Annotated in this window: 14 protein-coding genes; 4 read left to right on the top strand and 10 right to left on the bottom strand. The window is 62.6% G+C overall.

Translation table 11 applies throughout. The features are described 5' to 3' along the window. Window positions 1-4: 4 nt before the first annotated feature. From glyS to miaB, 7 genes are all read right to left on the bottom strand, one after another. Window positions 5-2092, bottom strand: a complete 2088-nt coding sequence (glyS, locus tag AC56LR_RS01120) for a glycine--tRNA ligase subunit beta (protein WP_497126504.1) — start codon at window positions 2090-2092, stop codon at window positions 5-7. 12 nt (window positions 2093-2104) lie between these two features. After that, a complete protein-coding gene (gene glyQ, locus AC56LR_RS01115) occupies window positions 2105-3034 on the bottom strand; it encodes a glycine--tRNA ligase subunit alpha (RefSeq protein ID WP_497126502.1) in 930 nt (309 codons plus the stop codon). A gap of 187 nt (window positions 3035-3221) precedes the next feature. Further along, window positions 3222-4802: an apolipoprotein N-acyltransferase gene (gene lnt, locus AC56LR_RS01110; RefSeq protein WP_497126500.1), complete on the bottom strand. Its 1581-nt coding sequence runs from the start codon at window positions 4800-4802 to the stop codon at window positions 3222-3224. Continuing rightward, on the bottom strand, window positions 4802-5680 hold the full coding sequence (locus AC56LR_RS01105; RefSeq protein WP_497126498.1) for a CorC family transporter: 879 nt from the start codon (window positions 5678-5680) through the stop codon (window positions 4802-4804). The genes lnt and AC56LR_RS01105 overlap by 1 nt, the downstream gene beginning before the upstream one ends. 131 nt (window positions 5681-5811) lie before the next feature. Further along, the gene (ybeY, locus tag AC56LR_RS01100; protein WP_497126496.1) at window positions 5812-6279 is read right to left on the bottom strand and encodes an rRNA maturation RNase YbeY; all 468 of its coding nucleotides are present in this window, start codon (window positions 6277-6279) and stop codon (window positions 5812-5814) included. Beyond that, window positions 6260-7345 carry a PhoH family protein gene (locus AC56LR_RS01095; RefSeq protein WP_497126494.1) on the bottom strand — a complete coding sequence of 362 codons (1086 nt, stop codon included), beginning with the start codon at window positions 7343-7345 and terminating at the stop codon, window positions 6260-6262. Before AC56LR_RS01095 ends, ybeY begins: the two co-directional genes overlap by 20 nt. Beyond that, window positions 7342-8703, bottom strand: a complete 1362-nt coding sequence (gene miaB / locus AC56LR_RS01090) for a tRNA (N6-isopentenyl adenosine(37)-C2)-methylthiotransferase MiaB (protein ID WP_497126492.1) — start codon at window positions 8701-8703, stop codon at window positions 7342-7344. The genes AC56LR_RS01095 and miaB overlap by 4 nt, the downstream gene beginning before the upstream one ends. Before the next feature lie 611 nt (window positions 8704-9314). Here miaB and AC56LR_RS01085 point away from each other — a divergent pair. Next, window positions 9315-9713: a hypothetical protein gene (locus AC56LR_RS01085; RefSeq protein WP_171083101.1), complete on the top strand. Its 399-nt coding sequence runs from the start codon at window positions 9315-9317 to the stop codon at window positions 9711-9713. A gap of 174 nt (window positions 9714-9887) precedes the next feature. Here the strand turns inward: AC56LR_RS01085 and AC56LR_RS01080 are convergent, their stop codons facing one another. Together AC56LR_RS01080 and AC56LR_RS01075 are read right to left on the bottom strand one after the other, a co-directional pair. Continuing rightward, window positions 9888-10742 carry an HDOD domain-containing protein gene (locus AC56LR_RS01080; protein ID WP_497126490.1) on the bottom strand — a complete coding sequence of 285 codons (855 nt, stop codon included), beginning with the start codon at window positions 10740-10742 and terminating at the stop codon, window positions 9888-9890. Further along, entirely contained in the window at window positions 10739-11068 is a 330-nt protein-coding gene (locus AC56LR_RS01075; RefSeq protein WP_497126488.1) for a hypothetical protein, read from the bottom strand. The genes AC56LR_RS01080 and AC56LR_RS01075 overlap by 4 nt, the downstream gene beginning before the upstream one ends. Before the next feature lie 165 nt (window positions 11069-11233). On the opposite strand from AC56LR_RS01075, the gene gstA reads away from it, so the two are divergent. Further along, window positions 11234-11839: a glutathione transferase GstA gene (gene gstA / locus AC56LR_RS01070; RefSeq protein WP_497126486.1), complete on the top strand. Its 606-nt coding sequence runs from the start codon at window positions 11234-11236 to the stop codon at window positions 11837-11839. 55 nt (window positions 11840-11894) lie between these two features. Next, window positions 11895-12443 carry a DUF1697 domain-containing protein gene (locus AC56LR_RS01065; RefSeq protein WP_497126484.1) on the top strand — a complete coding sequence of 183 codons (549 nt, stop codon included), beginning with the start codon at window positions 11895-11897 and terminating at the stop codon, window positions 12441-12443. Between the two features lie 185 nt (window positions 12444-12628). Here AC56LR_RS01065 and AC56LR_RS01060 read toward each other — a convergent pair whose 3' ends face one another. Then, window positions 12629-12769 (bottom strand): hypothetical protein, encoded by a 141-nt coding sequence (locus tag AC56LR_RS01060; RefSeq protein ID WP_497126482.1) that lies wholly within the window; start codon window positions 12767-12769, stop codon window positions 12629-12631. A 700-nt stretch (window positions 12770-13469) separates the two neighbouring features. Between AC56LR_RS01060 and AC56LR_RS01055 the strand changes: the two genes are divergently transcribed. Then, a complete protein-coding gene (locus AC56LR_RS01055) occupies window positions 13470-15425 on the top strand; it encodes an AAA family ATPase (protein WP_497126480.1) in 1956 nt (651 codons plus the stop codon). The last annotated feature ends 60 nt before the right edge of the window (window positions 15426-15485 follow it).

Below are 15485 nucleotides of genomic sequence, written 5' to 3'. Positions count from 1 at the left end.
CAGCTTACGTCGCCAATTTCGAGATATCGGCGACACCATTCATCATGCTGTGCAACTGCGACAACAGCGCCAGGCGGTTGTTGCGCAGCGCCAGGTCGTCGGCCATCACCATCACGTCGTTGAAGAAGGCGTCGACGTCGTCGCGCAGCTGCGCCAGGGTCTTGAGCGTGCCGGCGAAGTCGCCGCGCGCAAACGCCGCGTCGACCTCAGGGCGCACGCGCGCGATGGCGGCGGCCAGATTCTTCTCGGCCTGTTCCTGCAGCAGCTCCGGCTTGACTTCGCCGATGGCGGCCTCGGTCTTCTTGAGGATGTTGGTGATGCGCTTGTTGGCGGCGGCCAGCGAGCTTGACTCCGCCAGCGCGGCGAAGGCCTGCACCGCTTCCAGGCGCTGGACGACGTCGTCGACGCGGTCCGGGTTCTGGGCCAGCACGGCTTCGACTTCGTTCGGCGAGAAGCCGCGCTCGCGCAGCATGCCGCGCAGGCGCTCCAACATGAAGGTCGTCACTTCCGCGCGGGGATCCTTGAACGCAGCCTGGCCTTCGAACACGGCCACGGCCTCGATCAGCAGCGCCGAGATCGACAGCGGCAGGCGCTTCTCGACCAGCATGCGCATCACGCCCAGGGCGTGGCGGCGCAGCGCGAACGGATCCTTCTCGCCGGTCGGCTGCAGGCCGATGCCCCAGATGCCGACCAGAGTCTCCAGCTTGTCGGCCAGCGCGGCGGTCAGGCCGGTATTGGTCGAAGGCAGGGCGTCGCCGGCGAAGCGCGGCTGGTAGTGTTCGGACGCGGCCAGGGCGACTTCCTCGTGCTCGCCGTCGTGGCGCGCGTAATAGGTGCCCATGATGCCTTGCAGCTCGGGGAACTCGCCCACCATGTCGGTCAGCAGGTCGGCCTTGGCCAGGCGTGCGCCGCGTTCGGCCAGCGGTACATCATGGCCCAGGCGGCGCGCGATGCTGCTCGCCAGGATGGTGACGCGCTCGGTGCGGTCGAGCTGGGTGCCCAGCTTGTTGTGGTAGACCACGCTGGCGAGGTGCGACAGGCGCGATTCCAGGGTCTTCTTCTTGTCCTGCTCGAAGAAGAACTTGGCGTCCGACAGGCGCGGGCGCACCACGCGCTCGTTGCCGCCCACGATCGCGCCCGGGTCATCGGTGGCGATGTTCGACACGATCAGGAAGCGCGAACGCAGCTTGCCCGCGCTGTCGGTCAGCGCAAAATACTTCTGATTGGTCTGCATCGTCAGGATCAGGCATTCCTGCGGCACGGCCAGGAATTCGTCCTCGAAGCGGCATTCGTAGACGACCGGCCATTCGACCAGCGCCGCCACTTCGTCGAGCAGCGACTCGGGCATCAGGACCTTATCAAGGCCGGCTTTTTCGAGCAGCTGCTTGCGGATGCTTTCCTTGCGCCCTTCGGCACTGGACATCACCTTGCCTTCGCCCTCCAGCACGGCTGCGTACTGGTCGGCGTGCGGGATGGCGATGGCCTGGCCGTGCGACAGGAAGCGGTGGCCCATGGTCTGGCGGCCGGCGGCGAGGCCCAGCAGGTTCAATGGCAGCACCTGTTCGCCGTGCAGCGCGAGCAGCAGGTGCACCGGGCGCACGAACTGCACGGTGGCGCCGTCGGGGCGCTGGTAGCTCATGAGCTTTGGAATCGGCAGCTTGGCAACGGTGTCGGCCAATACGTCCTGCAGGCCGCCGGCCAGGGCACTGCCGCTGGCGGTGTAGGTATAGAAGAAGGATTCGGCCTTGCCATCCTGGGCGCGCTCGAGGTCCGCGACCTGCAGGTCGGGGAAGCCCAGCGCGGCCAGCTTCTTGGCAAGCGGCGCGCTCGGGTTGCCGTCCTTGTCCAGCGCGACGGAAACCGGCAGCACCTTCTCGCGCATGGATTTATCCGGCGAGGTGGCGCGCACATTGGTGATCGTGACCGCCAGGCGGCGCGGGGTGGCGTGAGCCGTGACGACGCTGTCCGCTTCTAAAAAGTCGCGTGCCTTCAGGCCGTTGGCGATGCCGTTGGCGAACGCGGCGCCGAGCTTGACGAGGGCCTTCGGCGGCAGTTCTTCGGTCTGGATTTCGACGAGGAGAGTCTGGTTCATAATCTGTTCTTCTTAAGCAGCGGCTTTGTCGGCGCCAGGCAGCATCGGGAAGCCGAGCTTCTCGCGCGAGTCGTAATAGGCCTGCGCCACGAGGCGCGACAGCGTGCGCACGCGGCCGATATAGGCGGCGCGCTCGGTCACGGAGATGGCGCCGCGCGCGTCCAGCATGTTGAAGCTGTGCGAAGCCTTCATGATCTGCTCGTAGGCCGGCAGCGTGAGGGCCAGTTCGACCAGCCGCTTGGCTTCGGCTTCGTGGTTGGCGAAGGCCTGGAACAGCAGCTCAGTGTTGGCGTGCTCGAAGTTGTAGGTCGACTGCTCGACTTCGTTCTGGTGGAAGACGTCGCCGTATTTCAGCGTCTTCGTGACCGGTTCGCCGGCCGCACCATTTTCTTCCCATGTAGTCCAGACCAGGTCATACACGTTCTCGACGCCCTGCAGATACATCGCCAGGCGCTCGACGCCGTAGGTGATCTCGCCCAGCACCGGCTTGCAATCGAGGCCGCCGACCTGCTGGAAATAGGTGAACTGCGTGACTTCCATGCCGTTGAGCCAGACTTCCCAGCCCAGGCCCCAGGCGCCCAGGGTCGGGCTTTCCCAGTCGTCCTCCACAAAACGCACGTCGTTCTTCTTCAGATCCAGGCCCAGCGCCTCGAGCGAACCGAGATAGAGCTCGAGGATGTTTTCCGGCGCCGGCTTGAGCACGACCTGGAACTGGTAGTAGTGCTGCAGGCGGTTCGGGTTTTCGCCGTAACGGCCGTCCTTCGGGCGGCGCGAGGGCTGCACATAGGCGGCGCGCCATGGCTCGGGGCCGATCGCGCGCAGGAAGGTACCGGTGTGGAAGGTACCGGCGCCGACTTCCATGTCGTAAGGCTGCAGCAGTGCGCAGCCCTGCTTGTCCCAATAGGATTGCAGGGTCAGGATGATTTGTTGGAATGTGAGCATCTTGTAGGAGCGGCGCGGGGATGAAGCCGCAGACACGGTTAGTTTGCCAAATGACTAATTCTACTGAATTTTGGCGGGGGGCTGGGGAGGGATTCAGCTCAGCCGTTTGAATAAGTGTATTTTCGTAGGGTGGGCGGCTTCGCCGCCCGCGCGTTCACATCGCGGATGCGTCGCAACGGAGCATCCGTCAGTTGGACGCGCGGCCGGCGGAGCCGGCCACCCTACGGTACCCGGCGAACCACGCACCCGCCAGCATCAGGCCACCAAGCAGCAGGAACGCCAGGTTACCCAAACGGATATAGGGCGTGAAGCCTTCGGTGCCGCGCACCGTGGCGGTGAGCACGCCGCGCCCATAGAAGGGCAGCTGCTGCACGATATGGCCGCGCGCGTCGATAATGGCGGTGGCGCCGTTATTCGTCGAGCGCAGCATCGGGCGGCCGGTCTCGATCGAGCGCATCTGCGAAATCTGCAGGTGCTGCGGGATCGCCACCGATTCGCCGTACCAGGCCAGGTTCGACACGTTCAGCAGCAGGGTTGCGGCTTTGGGCGCATTGCGCAGCTGGGCCGCGATCTCTTCGCCGAAGGCGTCTTCGTAGCAGATATTCGGCAGCACCAGCTGGTCCTTGACCGGGAAGGGCGCCTGCAGCGCCTTGCCGCGGGTCTGGTCGCCCAGCGGGATGTGCATCAAATCGGTGAACCAGCGGAAGCCCGGCGGGATGAATTCGCCGAAGGGCACCAGGTGATGCTTGTCGTAGCGGTAGGGCTGCGCGCCGGGACCGAAGGCGATCACGCTGTTGGCGTACTGGGTCGGGCTGTCCATCATCGGGATGCCGAGCATCAGGTGGCTGCCCGTCTGCACGGCATAGCCCTGCAGCGCATCGAGGTAGCCGTCCGGGAGCTGGTAGGGCGTGACGGGAACCGCGGTTTCCGGCGTGGCGATCAGGTCGGCGGGGGCGGCGGTGATCATGCCGCGGTAGCGCTCGATGATGTCGAGCAGATAAGCCGCGTCGAATTTCTGGTCCTGGCGCACGTCGCCCTGCAGCAGGCGCACCGTCACGGGCTGGCCGACGTCCTGGGTCCAGGTAATTTGCTTCAGGCCGAAGCCGGCCGCCATGACGGCGGCGAGCAGGCCCAGGTTGTGCCAGCGTCGTTTAGGCTGGGTCAGCATGGCCAGGCAGCCGGCGCATAGTGCGGCGAGGATGCCGACGCCGTACACGCCGACGATCGGCGCATAGCCGGCCAATGGCGAGACGTTATGGGCATAGCCCGAGGAAGCCCACGGGAAGCCGGTAAACACCCAGCCGCGCAGCCATTCCGACAGGCCCCAGCTGACGGGCAGTGCCAGCAGCACGAAGGCAGTCACCGACAGCGACCATTTGCGTCGCAACCAGCTGGCGGCGCCGCCGGCGAAGGCGCCGAACAGGCCCATGTACAGGCCCAGCAGGGCGATCGAGATCGCGCCGAGGATGGCGGGCAGGCCGCCGAAACGGGTCACGGCGATATACAGCCAGTGCATGCCGGCCACCGACCAGCCGAAGCCGAAGGCCCAGCCCAGTAGCAGGCCATGGCGCGGCGAGTTCTCGACGCCGACCCGGTAGAAGAAATAGGCAAGCGCCAGGAACTGCACCGGCCACCAGCCGAAGGGTTCGAACGAGAACAGCGAGAGGGCGCCGGCGAGCGCCATCAGCACCAGCGCCTTCGGCGAGGGCCGGGGCCTGCGGACAGCCGGATCGTGCGCGGTGGCGGGCTGGGTACGGCGGCGCAGCATCAGTCGCGGCCGTTATGGGTGTAAGGCAGCTTTTCGACCAGCAGAACGTGGATCTGGCGCGCATCGGCGCGCAGCACCTCGAAGCGCAGGCCTTCCAGGTCGAACACTTCGCCCTTGTGCGGCATGCGGCCCAGGTGGCTGGCGACCAGGCCGCCGATGGTGTCGGCATCGGTGTCGAGCAGGTCGGCGCCGATTTCTTCGTTGAACTGTTCGATCTCGGTCAGCGCCTTGACGCGCCAGCGCGGGCCCAGCTGGCCTTCCTTGATCGACAGTACATTGTCTTCTTCTTCGTCGAAATCGTATTCGTCTTCGATGTCGCCGACGATCTGCTCGAGCACGTCCTCGATGGTGATCAGGCCGGCCACGCCGCTGTACTCGTCGACGACGATGGCCATGTGGTTGTGGTTGGCGCGGAAATCGCGCAGCAGCACATTCAGGCGCTTCGATTCCGGGATGAAGATCGCCGGGCGCAGCATGGCGCGCACGTCGAACGATTCTTCAGCGTAATAGCGCAGCAAATCCTTGGCCAGCAGGATGCCGACCACCTTGTCGCGCTCGCCTTCGATGGCAGGGAAACGCGAGTGTTGCGTTTCCATCACGATCGGCAGCCAATCTTCGATCGGCTTGCTGATGTCGATGACGTCCATCTGGGAACGCGGGACCATGATGTCGCGCACGGACAGGTCGGATACCTGGAACACGCCCTCGATCATCGAGAGTGCGTCGGCATCGATCAGGTTGCGTTCGTGGGCTTCGTGCAGCACTTCGAGGAGTTCTGCGCGATTTTCAGGTTCGGGGGAAATCAGTGCGGTCAGCCGTTCAAACAGCGACCGGTGGGGTTTGGCGTCCGATCGGACGTCACTGGGATACTCGGGCATAGTTGGCGTGAAGCCGTTGTTGCGATGGGTATAGGATACACCAAAAGGGCGGATGCTGAATTCGTGTGCCGCGGCTGAGCTGGTTTTCGCACGGTGGACCTTCGTCATTCCACCGTACGAAAACGGCTCGCTCAATCCGAATACGGATCCGGGTAGCCCAACACTTCCATGATGTCGCGCTCGAACTGTTCCATTTCCTCGGCTTCCTCGTCGTGGTCGTGGTCATAGCCCTGGGCGTGCAGCACGCCGTGCACCACCAGGTGGGCCGCGTGCTCCTCGACCGTCTTCTTTTGCTCTTCCGCTTCGCGCAGCAGGACGTCGGTGCACAGGATGATGTCGGCCTGGGTCGGGTCGTCCGCGCCCAGTTCCTCGCCTTCGTTATAGGCGAAGGTAAGGACATTGGTCGCGTAGTCCTTGCCGCGGTAGGTGCGGTTCAGGGTCTGGCCTTCTTCGGCGTCGACGAAGCGGATGGCCAGCTCGGCGGGGCCGAGCAGGGCCGCCTGCACCCAGCGCGTCAGCATCTCTTCGGTCAGCTCTTTCTCGAGGCGGGTGTCGGCGTACTGGACGTCGAGGTCGAGATCATGTTTTTTTTCTTGCATTTTTCACCGGTAGCGGTTTGGGGAGGGCGGCCAGTTCTTCGATCGAGGCATTGCTCTCGTAGGCGTCGATGATGCGCCCGACCAGCGGGTGGCGCACCACGTCCACGCTGGCGAACTGGGTGAATTTGATGCCGCGCACGTTCTTGAGCACGTGCATGGCGTCGACCAGGCCCGAGCGCTGCGTCTTGTGCAGGTCGACCTGGGTCACGTCGCCCGTGATCACGGCCTTGCTGCCGAAGCCGATCCGGGTCAGGAACATCTTCATCTGCTCGACCGTCGTGTTCTGGGCTTCGTCCAGGATCACGAAAGCGTGGTTCAGCGTGCGGCCGCGCATGTAGGCCAGCGGCGCGATCTCGATGACCTGCTTCTCGAACATCTTCTGGGTGCGGTCGAAACCGAGCAGGTCGTACAGCGCGTCGTACAGCGGGCGCAGGTAAGGGTCGACTTTCTGGCTCAGGTCGCCCGGCAGGAAGCCGAGCCGCTCGCCTGCTTCCACCGCGGGGCGGGTCAGGATGATGCGCTTGACCGCGTCGCGCTCGAGCGCGTCCACCGCGCAAGCCACCGCGAGATAGGTCTTGCCGGTGCCGGCCGGGCCGACGCCGAAGCTGATGTCGTGCTCGAGCACCGCGTTCAGGTATTCGATCTGATGCGGCGTGCGGCCGCGCAAATCGCTGCGGCGGGTCTTGAGCGTCGGGCTGACCAGCTCGGGCGTGGCGCCGTCTTCGGAATCGTCCGCGCCGGCGGCCGGCGCTTCTTTCACGGCCGGCTCGGCTGACGCACCGTTGCGCGGCTTGAGGCCGACGCGCTGTTCCACCAGGGCCAGCTGCACTTCTTCGATCGGCACGACCTTGTTGGCCACCGCGTAGAAACGCTCGAGCAGTTCGACCGCGCGGTCGGCATTGGTGCCGGTGACGATGAATTTCTCGCCGCGCCGGAAGACGGTGACGTCAAGCGCGGCCGAAATCTGGCGCAAGTTCTCGTCGAGCGGGCCGCACAGGTGGGCAAGCCGCGTGTTGTCGAGCGGCTCGGGGATGAAATAGGAAGGCTGGGAGGGGGTATTTTTCAACTGGCTTTGGCAATCGTATGTGAGTTGGCGACGAGTTCGCCGCGCAAGAAGTAGTCGTGGCTGGCGGTGATCCGCAGGTCGACCAGCTGGCCCACCAGGGATGGGCCGGTCGCTTCCGGGAAAAAGTGGACCACGCGATTGTTCTCGCAGCGGCCCTGCAACTGCCCTTCGTCTTTCTTCGACGGACCTTCGACCAGCACGCGCTGGACGGTGCCGACCATGGCCGCGCTGTACTTGCGGGTGTTGGCGTCGATCAGAGCCTGCAGGCGCTGCAGGCGCGCGAGCTTGACCTCGTGCGGGGTGTCGTCGTCGAGGTTGGCGGCCGGGGTGCCCGGACGCTTGCTGAAGATGAAACTGAAACTGTTGTCGAAACCGACGTCGGCCACGAGTTTCATCATGGCCTCGAAATCGGCTTCGGTCTCGCCGGGGAAGCCGACGATGAAGTCGGACGAGAAGGTCATGTCGGGACGCACCGCGCGGATGCGGCGGATGATCGACTTGTATTCGAGGCCGGTATAGCCGCGCTTCATGGCGCCGAGGATGCGGTCGGAGCCGTGCTGCACCGGTAAATAGATATGGTTCACCAGCTGCGGGATCTTCGCGTAGGCGTCGATCAGGCGCTGGGTGAATTCCTTCGGGTGGCTGGTCACGTAGCGCAGGCGCTCGACGCCGGGAAGGTCGGCGATATATTCCAGCAGCAGCGCGAAGTCGGCCATGTCACCGCCGGCCATGGCGCCGCGATAGGCATTCACGTTCTGGCCCAGCAGCATGATTTCCTTCACGCCCTGGGCGGCCAGGCCGGCGCATTCGGTCAGCACGTCCTCGAACGGGCGCGAGACTTCCTCGCCACGGGTATAGGGCACCACGCAATAGCTGCAATATTTGCTGCAGCCTTCCATGATCGACACATAGGCCACGGCGCCGTCGACCTTGGCTGGCGGCAAATGATCGAACTTTTCGATTTCCGGGAAGCTGATGTCGACCTGGGCATTGCCGCTTGAGCGACGCTGGCGGATCAGCTGCGGCAGGCGGTGCAGGGTTTGCGGGCCGAACACCACGTCCACGTGCGGCGCCCGGCGCACGATGGCTTGCCCCTCCTGCGAGGCCACGCAGCCTCCCACGCCGATCACCAGGTCCGGCTTGTCGCGCTTGAGCGCCTTGAAGCGGCCCAAGTCCGAAAACACTTTCTCTTGCGCCTTTTCGCGCACGGAACAAGTGTTGAGCAGGATGACGTCCGCGTCTTCCGGCGTATCGGTACGGACCAGTCCATCGGAGGCGCCGAGGACATCCGCCATCTTGTCCGAGTCGTACTCGTTCATCTGGCAGCCGAAGGTTTTGATGAATACTTTTTTCTGCATGGAGTGCTGTGTAAGAGAGGTGCTGGTGCTGTGGCAATACAAGGTGCCCAGTTTAGCGTAAATCGGCTACTGCCCTCGAAACAGGCATGTGCGCGACGGGTTTTTGTGCTGCCAGGAATGATTACTTTCTTAACCTAAAGTAATTATGATTATGCTCAGATTGTTAAATGTGCGATGATGATTCCAGGCGATCATTCGTACGGATTTATCCATACGGATCAATTTATTTCCTCTTGTAAATCAATGAGTTCGCTTCGACTTCTGATAGGAAAATTTATTGCAGAAATCTCTTGCGTGCGCCACAAATAATCCCCATGTGCTGAAATGCCGATGTGACAAGCTTTCCGCACGATAGCTTGATTTGAGACAATGAGTCACATGCGCCGCTCGGATGTACTGATGGCGTATGAGCCTGATAATTTGTTTGAAAGACAAGTGCGCATGTGGAGAGGTAAGGCGGGGGCATGCGATCCGGTACGTTTCTTAAGGGGATCTTCAGGTTCGACCTGTTAAATCCTTGCAAGGTAGTCCGGGAACTGATGTTAAGGAAACTTAGCTTTAGCAAAAGTTCGTAAGGAAAGTATTTTAACCAAACTTAAGAGGTAAACATCATGGCACAACAGCATCATGCTCTGTCTTCGCAAGAAAGCTACAATCCGAATCACCTGCTGGACATTCTGCTCGGCAAGATGCAACTGAAGAACGACGCTGCGCTGTCGCGCATGCTCGAAGTCGCGCCGCCAGTCATCAGCAAGATCCGTCACCACCGCCTGCCGGTCGGCGCTTCGCTGCTGATCCGCATGCACGAAGTGACCGGCATGAGCATCCGCGACCTGCGCGACCTGATGGGCGATCGCCGTACCAAATACCGCCTGTCGGATGCACAAGGCCGTCCGAAGCCAGAAGAGAAGGCAGCACAAGCCGCCGCAGCCGCAGCAGCCCAGCAACAGCAACCGCAACAGAACAACGAAACGACTCCGTCGTCCTCGTCCGGCAATTATGCTCACTAATGCCGCGGGCATGACAGCCGCGACTGTCATGCCTGTGGTATCAGCGAGTTGCGGCACCGCGCGTTGAGCGCAGTGCCGCGCCGGTTCCCTTCCGGCGTCTAATCTGGCGCCTTTTCGGCGTGTCGTTCTACGTGCTTCATTGGCGTCGCCGACCGGCGACCGCTACCGGTTGCTTCAAGCCATCAGGATGGCCGTCATTTCCTCGTACTGCAGCTCGGTATCGTGGAAAGCCTGCAGCCACGCTTCTTCCGTCAGTCCCAGGGCCGTCCAGGCCACCGCCGAGACGCGGGGCACCAGCTCGTCCGGATTGCCCGCCAGGTCCAGCGCATGCACGACGGCGCTCGCCACGTGCACGATCGTCGCCAGAAAACCTGCCCCCTGCGCTTCCGGCGTGTGGTGGAAGGCGATCGCCTGGCGCATGGTGTCGGAGAAATTCCAGTGCCCGGCCAGGGCTACCCCGGCGTCGACATGGTCGATGCCCAGCAGGGCGCGCTCGGCCTCGATCAGCTCGCAATCCTCCTTGTCGCGCAGCGATAAAACCGCCTGGTAGCGTTCCGGGAAACGCGAGACCAGCACCAGCCGGCCGATGTCGTGCAGCAGGCCGGCTGTGAACGCGAAATCGGGATTGAAGCGCACCCGCCGCGCCAGCACCCGCGCGCAAGCGGCGGTGGCGATCGAATGGCGCCAGAAAGCCTTGTCGTTGAATCCCGGGCAGCGTCCCGCCGGGAAGCACCCGGTCAGCGCGGCCGCCATGATCAGATTGCGCGTGGCTTGGTATCCCAGGAAAGTCATGGCCTGCTGGATGGTCGTGGCTTTGACCTGCAGCCCGAAGGCCGAGGAATTGGCCAGGCGCAGGGTCTTGGCCGTCAGCGCCGGATCGTTCGCGACTTTTTTGGCCAGCACGGCGATGTCGACGTCTTCCTGGTCGATGCTGCCCAGCAGTTCCATGACGACGGCCGGCAGCGAGGGCAGGTCCTCCACGTTACCGATCAACTCCTCGACGCGCACGGCGTCCACCGGCGCGCTCATGGCGCCACTCCGCGCTTGAGGCGGTAATCCTCGACGTAGCGGCGCAGCAGTCCGGTGGCCCAGTCGCCATGGTCCTCGCGCTCGTTGCGGCGGAACAAATGGTCGAGGCGCTCCTGTACCGCTGCCGCGCTCGGCTGGGGCAGGGGCGCGGCACGCGCCACCGGCACTGCGGCGACACCATGCCGCGCCAGCGAAGCAATCGTCGCCTCGCTCAGGATGGCGCCTTCGGCCAGCAAGACGTGGCCGTGCTCGTCGAGCAGCACGTCGGCCAGCACCATGCCGGGGAACAAGTGCGCCATTGGCAGCAGCTCATAGGTATCGCTCATCGTCCCTCCTGTTGTCAGCTCATCGATCTTATCACTGACCCCGCCCGGACTGGCGCTTGCGCACAGCAACTGTCGCGTCAGCGCAGCCTTCTTTTTATATGCAGCAATGAAAATGTTGTACGCTTTCACATTCGCGACCGTGTCGCCCATTGCCAAAGGACTTCCATGAAACTCTTCATCAGCCCGGGCGCCTGCTCGCTCGCCCCGCATATCGCCCTCATCGCCGCCGGCCTGCCGTTCTCGGTCGAACGCGTCAGCATGAAGACCAAGGCCCTCGCCAGCGGCGGCGACTTCCGCGAGATCAACGACAAGGGCTCGGTCCCGGCCTTGCAGCTGGACAATGGCAAGGTGCTGACCGAAGCGGCCGTGCTGCTGCAATACATTGCGGACCAGGCGCCGGGCGCGCAACTGGCCCCGGCCATGGGCTCCTTCGATCGCTACCAGCTGATGGAGAGCCTGAACTACGTCGCCACCGAACTGCACAAGCGCTTTACGCCGATCTTCACCCCCGGTTGCACCGAAGAAGGCCGCGCCGCAGCCTGGGTCGGCCTGGCGCGTCCGCTGAACTATCTTGCGGGCAAGCTCGAAGGTGGACAGTTCCTGGCAGGCAGCCAGTTCACCATCGCCGACGCCTACCTGTTCACGGTGCTGAACTGGGTCGGCTTCGCCAAGTTCAGCCTGGCCGACTGGCCGGCGCTGCAAGCCTACCAGGCACGCGTTGCCGCGCTCCCGGCCGTGCAGGAAGCCCTACGCGCCGAAGGCCTGGCCTGAGAACCCGGCATGCACGACGCGCCGCGCCGCGATCGCCTGGGGTAACATCGCGCCCATGACCAGCCACTGCTACGTCGCATTTTTGCGGGGAATCAATGTTGGGCGCGCCAAGCGGATCGCCATGGCGGACCTGTGCGCCCTGGTCGAAGGGCTGGGCTATTCCGGCGTACGCAGCGTTCTCAATAGCGGCAACGTTGTCTTCCGTGCGCCGGGCACCACGGCCTTTGATGCCGCCGCGGCGATCGAGGAAGCGTTGGTGCTCAAGCTGGGCGTGGCGGCGCGTGTCTTCGTGCTGGAACGCAGCGAGCTGTCCGCCGTCATCGACGACAATCCCTTGCTCGAGGTGGCCGACGACCACGCCCGCCTGATCGTGTTCCTGCTGGGCGACCCCGCTCAGCGCGACAAGCTGGCCGCGCTCGACGGCAAGGACTGGGGCGGCGACCGGCTGGCGCTGGGCGAGCGCGCGGCCTATGTGTGGTGTCCGGACGGGATGCTCGATAGCGCGGCAGCCACCGCCCTGGGGAAACATCTGGGCGACGGCACTACCTCGCGCAACTGGAATACCTTAATGAAGTTGCACGCCCTGTGTGGGGACGCTCGATAAACCTACTGCGCGTCGAATCTTTGGCCTGCGATGCTCCGCTACGGCGGACCGGCCGTACCGTCAGTACGGCTGCGCTTCTCGGCCAAAGCTTCTTCCGCTCGCTACGGTTTCTCGAGGTCCCGTTGAGCCTGTAGTAAACCCGAAGTCGCCAAGGACTGGGGCTGCGATCCTTCTTTAACTGACGGCTACTTGAACTTCTCGCTGCTGCCGCGGCCCGCCTTGACCCCGATGAGGATCAGGCCCACCAGCATCATGGCGAAGACCTCCGGCTCGGGCAGTTCCGACATATGGGTGGGGGGCGTCACGATGTCCTGGCGCTGGGTCACGGACAAATTGCGTACCGGCTGCTGGGCGCTTATTACCTCAGTATTATTTACAGCGAGATCGATAACGGCAGCTTGCGCGCTATTGCCGAGGCATATTGCCAGCGCTGCTGCCAATGCGTATCTTTTCATAGCCGTTCCTTCTTGCTGTTACTTGCATGCGGCCTGTACAGCCTCATATGGGTGAGGCAGCACAATCCTCGTCTTACATAATTAGCATACCAAAAAAGCATAAACTCTTGCGTTCAATTGGGGTGATGAGTTGCAGAAAGAAGTCATCAGGATGATGGCAGATGCATACTGTTGAGCTCAATCAAACGGATTTTGCTTGTCGCGAATTTGCCTCATGCAATCACTATCAATAATGCAATTCTTGTTCTGATTAACAATGTCTTTTTCGCAAAGATATAGGGTAATTTTGAATATTCGATAAGTTTTGCTGTTAGCTTCATAATATATTCCGTTATCTCATGTTCTATAATCGTCGAATTCATGACTTTTTTCGACGTACGGTATACACCTCGGTTTTTTTTACAGGTATAGTCTTTATATCCTATTGCCTTCGGGCATCAAAACAATACCAAACGTACACGTTTGGACCTTGAGCGGCCCCATGCGCCGCCGCCGATCCTGCGAGACCACGCCGGCACGGCACCCTCGAAGTACCGTCGCTGTCCGACCCAACTTTGCAAGAGATCAAACGATGCCGAATTTCGCCCGACTTCAAATTGCCTTCAAGAACTTTTACGTGCGCATCGCCATTGCGGCGCTGCTTGGCGTGATCGCGGCAGTGGCAATCTGGAAATCGAACGTGCCCCAGGATCTGACCCCGGTGGTGCATTCGCAGAATATTGCCGAGATCACCGAGCTGGCTGCCATGAAGGGCCGCCTGGACTACCTCTTGATTGCCAAGCCGCTGTCGGAGTCGCCGCGCTACGTCTACAAGTTCAAGGACGAGAACGCGCTGCACGTGGTCAAGGTGCCGAGCACCTCGCACCTGTCGCTCGAGCGCGAAGTGCTGCTCAAGAATGCGATTCCCTACTCGATCGCCAGGGACGACTACCTGGCCAGCCACAAGGCCGTGATGGACGAGGGCGAGACCGCCTGGGAGAAGGCCGGCAGCTTCCTGAAGAACTACGGGCTGGCCATCGGCGTCGTGTTGCTGGTGCTGTACCTGCTGAAATTCGGCGTGCCGGGCATGGGCATGAGCGCCTCGGTCATCACCCCGGACAAGCTCAAGGGCAGCATGGACGACCTGATCGGCATGGAAGACATCAAGCAGGAAGTCCTGCACCTGGAAGACATGATCCGCAACCGCGACGAATACCAGTCGCACAACATCGACAAGCCGTTCAACGTGATGCTGACGGGTCCTGCCGGCACCGGCAAGACCAAGCTGGTCGGCTACCTGGCCAAGCGCCTGAATCTGCCGCTGATCTCGGCCTCGGGTTCGGCCCTGGAATCGGGCTACGTCGGCGGCGGCTCCAAGGCGCTCAATGCCCTGTACCGCAAGGCTTGCGCAAAAGGCAAATGCATCATCTTCCTGGACGAAGCGCAATCGCTGTTCATGCCGCGTGGCCGCAGCGAAAAGAAATGGGAAGACGACACCGCTAACACCCTGCTGGGCCTGCTGGACGGCGTGAAGAGCGACAAGGGCCAGGGCGTGATCTGGATCGTCGCCTCGAACTTCGACGATTCCTCGACCGACATGGACGAAGCGATGCTGCGCCGCTTCTCGGTGAAGATCAATTTCCGCCTGCCGAACAAGGGCGAGCGCAAGGAATTGCTGCGCAGCTTCCTGTCGCGCAAGAAGGATGGCCTGGTCGACTGGACCGACACCAACCTGGACCAGGTCGCGGAAATCACCCAGAACCTGAGCCCGGCGCTGCTGGAAACCGTGGTCGAGCGCGCCAGCATGCTGTCGATCCAGGAAAAGACGATCATCAACACCAACCTGCTGTTCCGTGCCTACGAGCGCGCCACCATCGGCCTGACCGACCGCGCCACCACGCTCGACAAGCACAAGCAGCGCGAGCGCATCGCCCTGCACGAGCTGGGTCACTTCTTCATGCAGATCGACCCCTACCTGCGCTCTGGCATGAGCCTGGCGGAAGTGAAGGAAAAGTCGCACCTGCTCAAGATCAGCACCGAAGCGGTCTCGAAGATCGGCGCGCTGGGCTATGTGCTGCAGTCGGGCGAAGACATGTCGCTGCGCACCCTGGAAGAGCTCGAGCGTGACGTGGTCGGCCTGTACGGCGGCGTCGCGGCCGAGGAGCTGTTCTACGGCGCCCGCGGCATCTCGGTGGGCAGCCAGAACGACATCGAGAAGATCACCAGGATGCTCAACCTGATGGTCAGCCGCCTGTCGATGTATTCGCGCTCGAAGATCGATTACTCGCAGCTGAACCAGGATGTGGGCGGCGAGCACACCATCCGCCTGGTGGAAGAAAAGGCCGATGAGCTCTACAGCTACACGCTGAACGCGATCCGCGACTACAAGCTGGTGATCGAGTCGCTCAAGGACACGCTGATGGAAGAATATGTGCTGTCGAAGGACGCCGTGTTCGCGCTGCTGGAAGAGCGCAGCGAGATGATCGCGTCGCAGCTGCACGGGCGGCATGCGAACCTGAAGCTGTGCGTGGAAGAAGTCGCGGCGTAACCTGGATTTTTACGCACTTAGTTTGCCCGTAGGGTGGGCGGGTTTCCCGCCCGCGCGGTG

This window comes from Telluria sp. ZT3P39 (genome assembly GCF_059685935.1).
Note: the sequence above shows the minus strand (reverse complement) of the source record. Positions and strands in the feature narration are given on the sequence as shown.

Bases quoted from the DNA above. Each gene is read 5' to 3' on its own strand.
- glyS (WP_497126504.1), bottom strand. From the start codon at position 2,092: ATGAACCAGACTCTCCTCGTCGAAATCCAGACCGAAGAACTGCCGCCG.
- glyQ (WP_497126502.1), bottom strand. From the start codon at position 3,034: ATGCTCACATTCCAACAAATCATCCTGACCCTGCAATCCTATTGGGAC.
- lnt (WP_497126500.1), bottom strand. From the start codon at position 4,802: ATGCTGCGCCGCCGTACCCAGCCCGCCACCGCGCACGATCCGGCTGTC.
- AC56LR_RS01105 (WP_497126498.1), bottom strand. From the start codon at position 5,680: ATGCCCGAGTATCCCAGTGACGTCCGATCGGACGCCAAACCCCACCGG.
- ybeY (WP_497126496.1), bottom strand. From the start codon at position 6,279: ATGCAAGAAAAAAAACATGATCTCGACCTCGACGTCCAGTACGCCGAC.
- miaB (WP_497126492.1), bottom strand. From the start codon at position 8,703: ATGCAGAAAAAAGTATTCATCAAAACCTTCGGCTGCCAGATGAACGAG.
- AC56LR_RS01085 (WP_171083101.1), top strand. From the start codon at position 9,315: ATGGCACAACAGCATCATGCTCTGTCTTCGCAAGAAAGCTACAATCCG.
- AC56LR_RS01080 (WP_497126490.1), bottom strand. From the start codon at position 10,742: ATGAGCGCGCCGGTGGACGCCGTGCGCGTCGAGGAGTTGATCGGTAAC.
- AC56LR_RS01075 (WP_497126488.1), bottom strand. From the start codon at position 11,068: ATGAGCGATACCTATGAGCTGCTGCCAATGGCGCACTTGTTCCCCGGC.
- gstA (WP_497126486.1), top strand. From the start codon at position 11,234: ATGAAACTCTTCATCAGCCCGGGCGCCTGCTCGCTCGCCCCGCATATC.
- AC56LR_RS01065 (WP_497126484.1), top strand. From the start codon at position 11,895: ATGACCAGCCACTGCTACGTCGCATTTTTGCGGGGAATCAATGTTGGG.
- AC56LR_RS01055 (WP_497126480.1), top strand. From the start codon at position 13,470: ATGCCGAATTTCGCCCGACTTCAAATTGCCTTCAAGAACTTTTACGTG.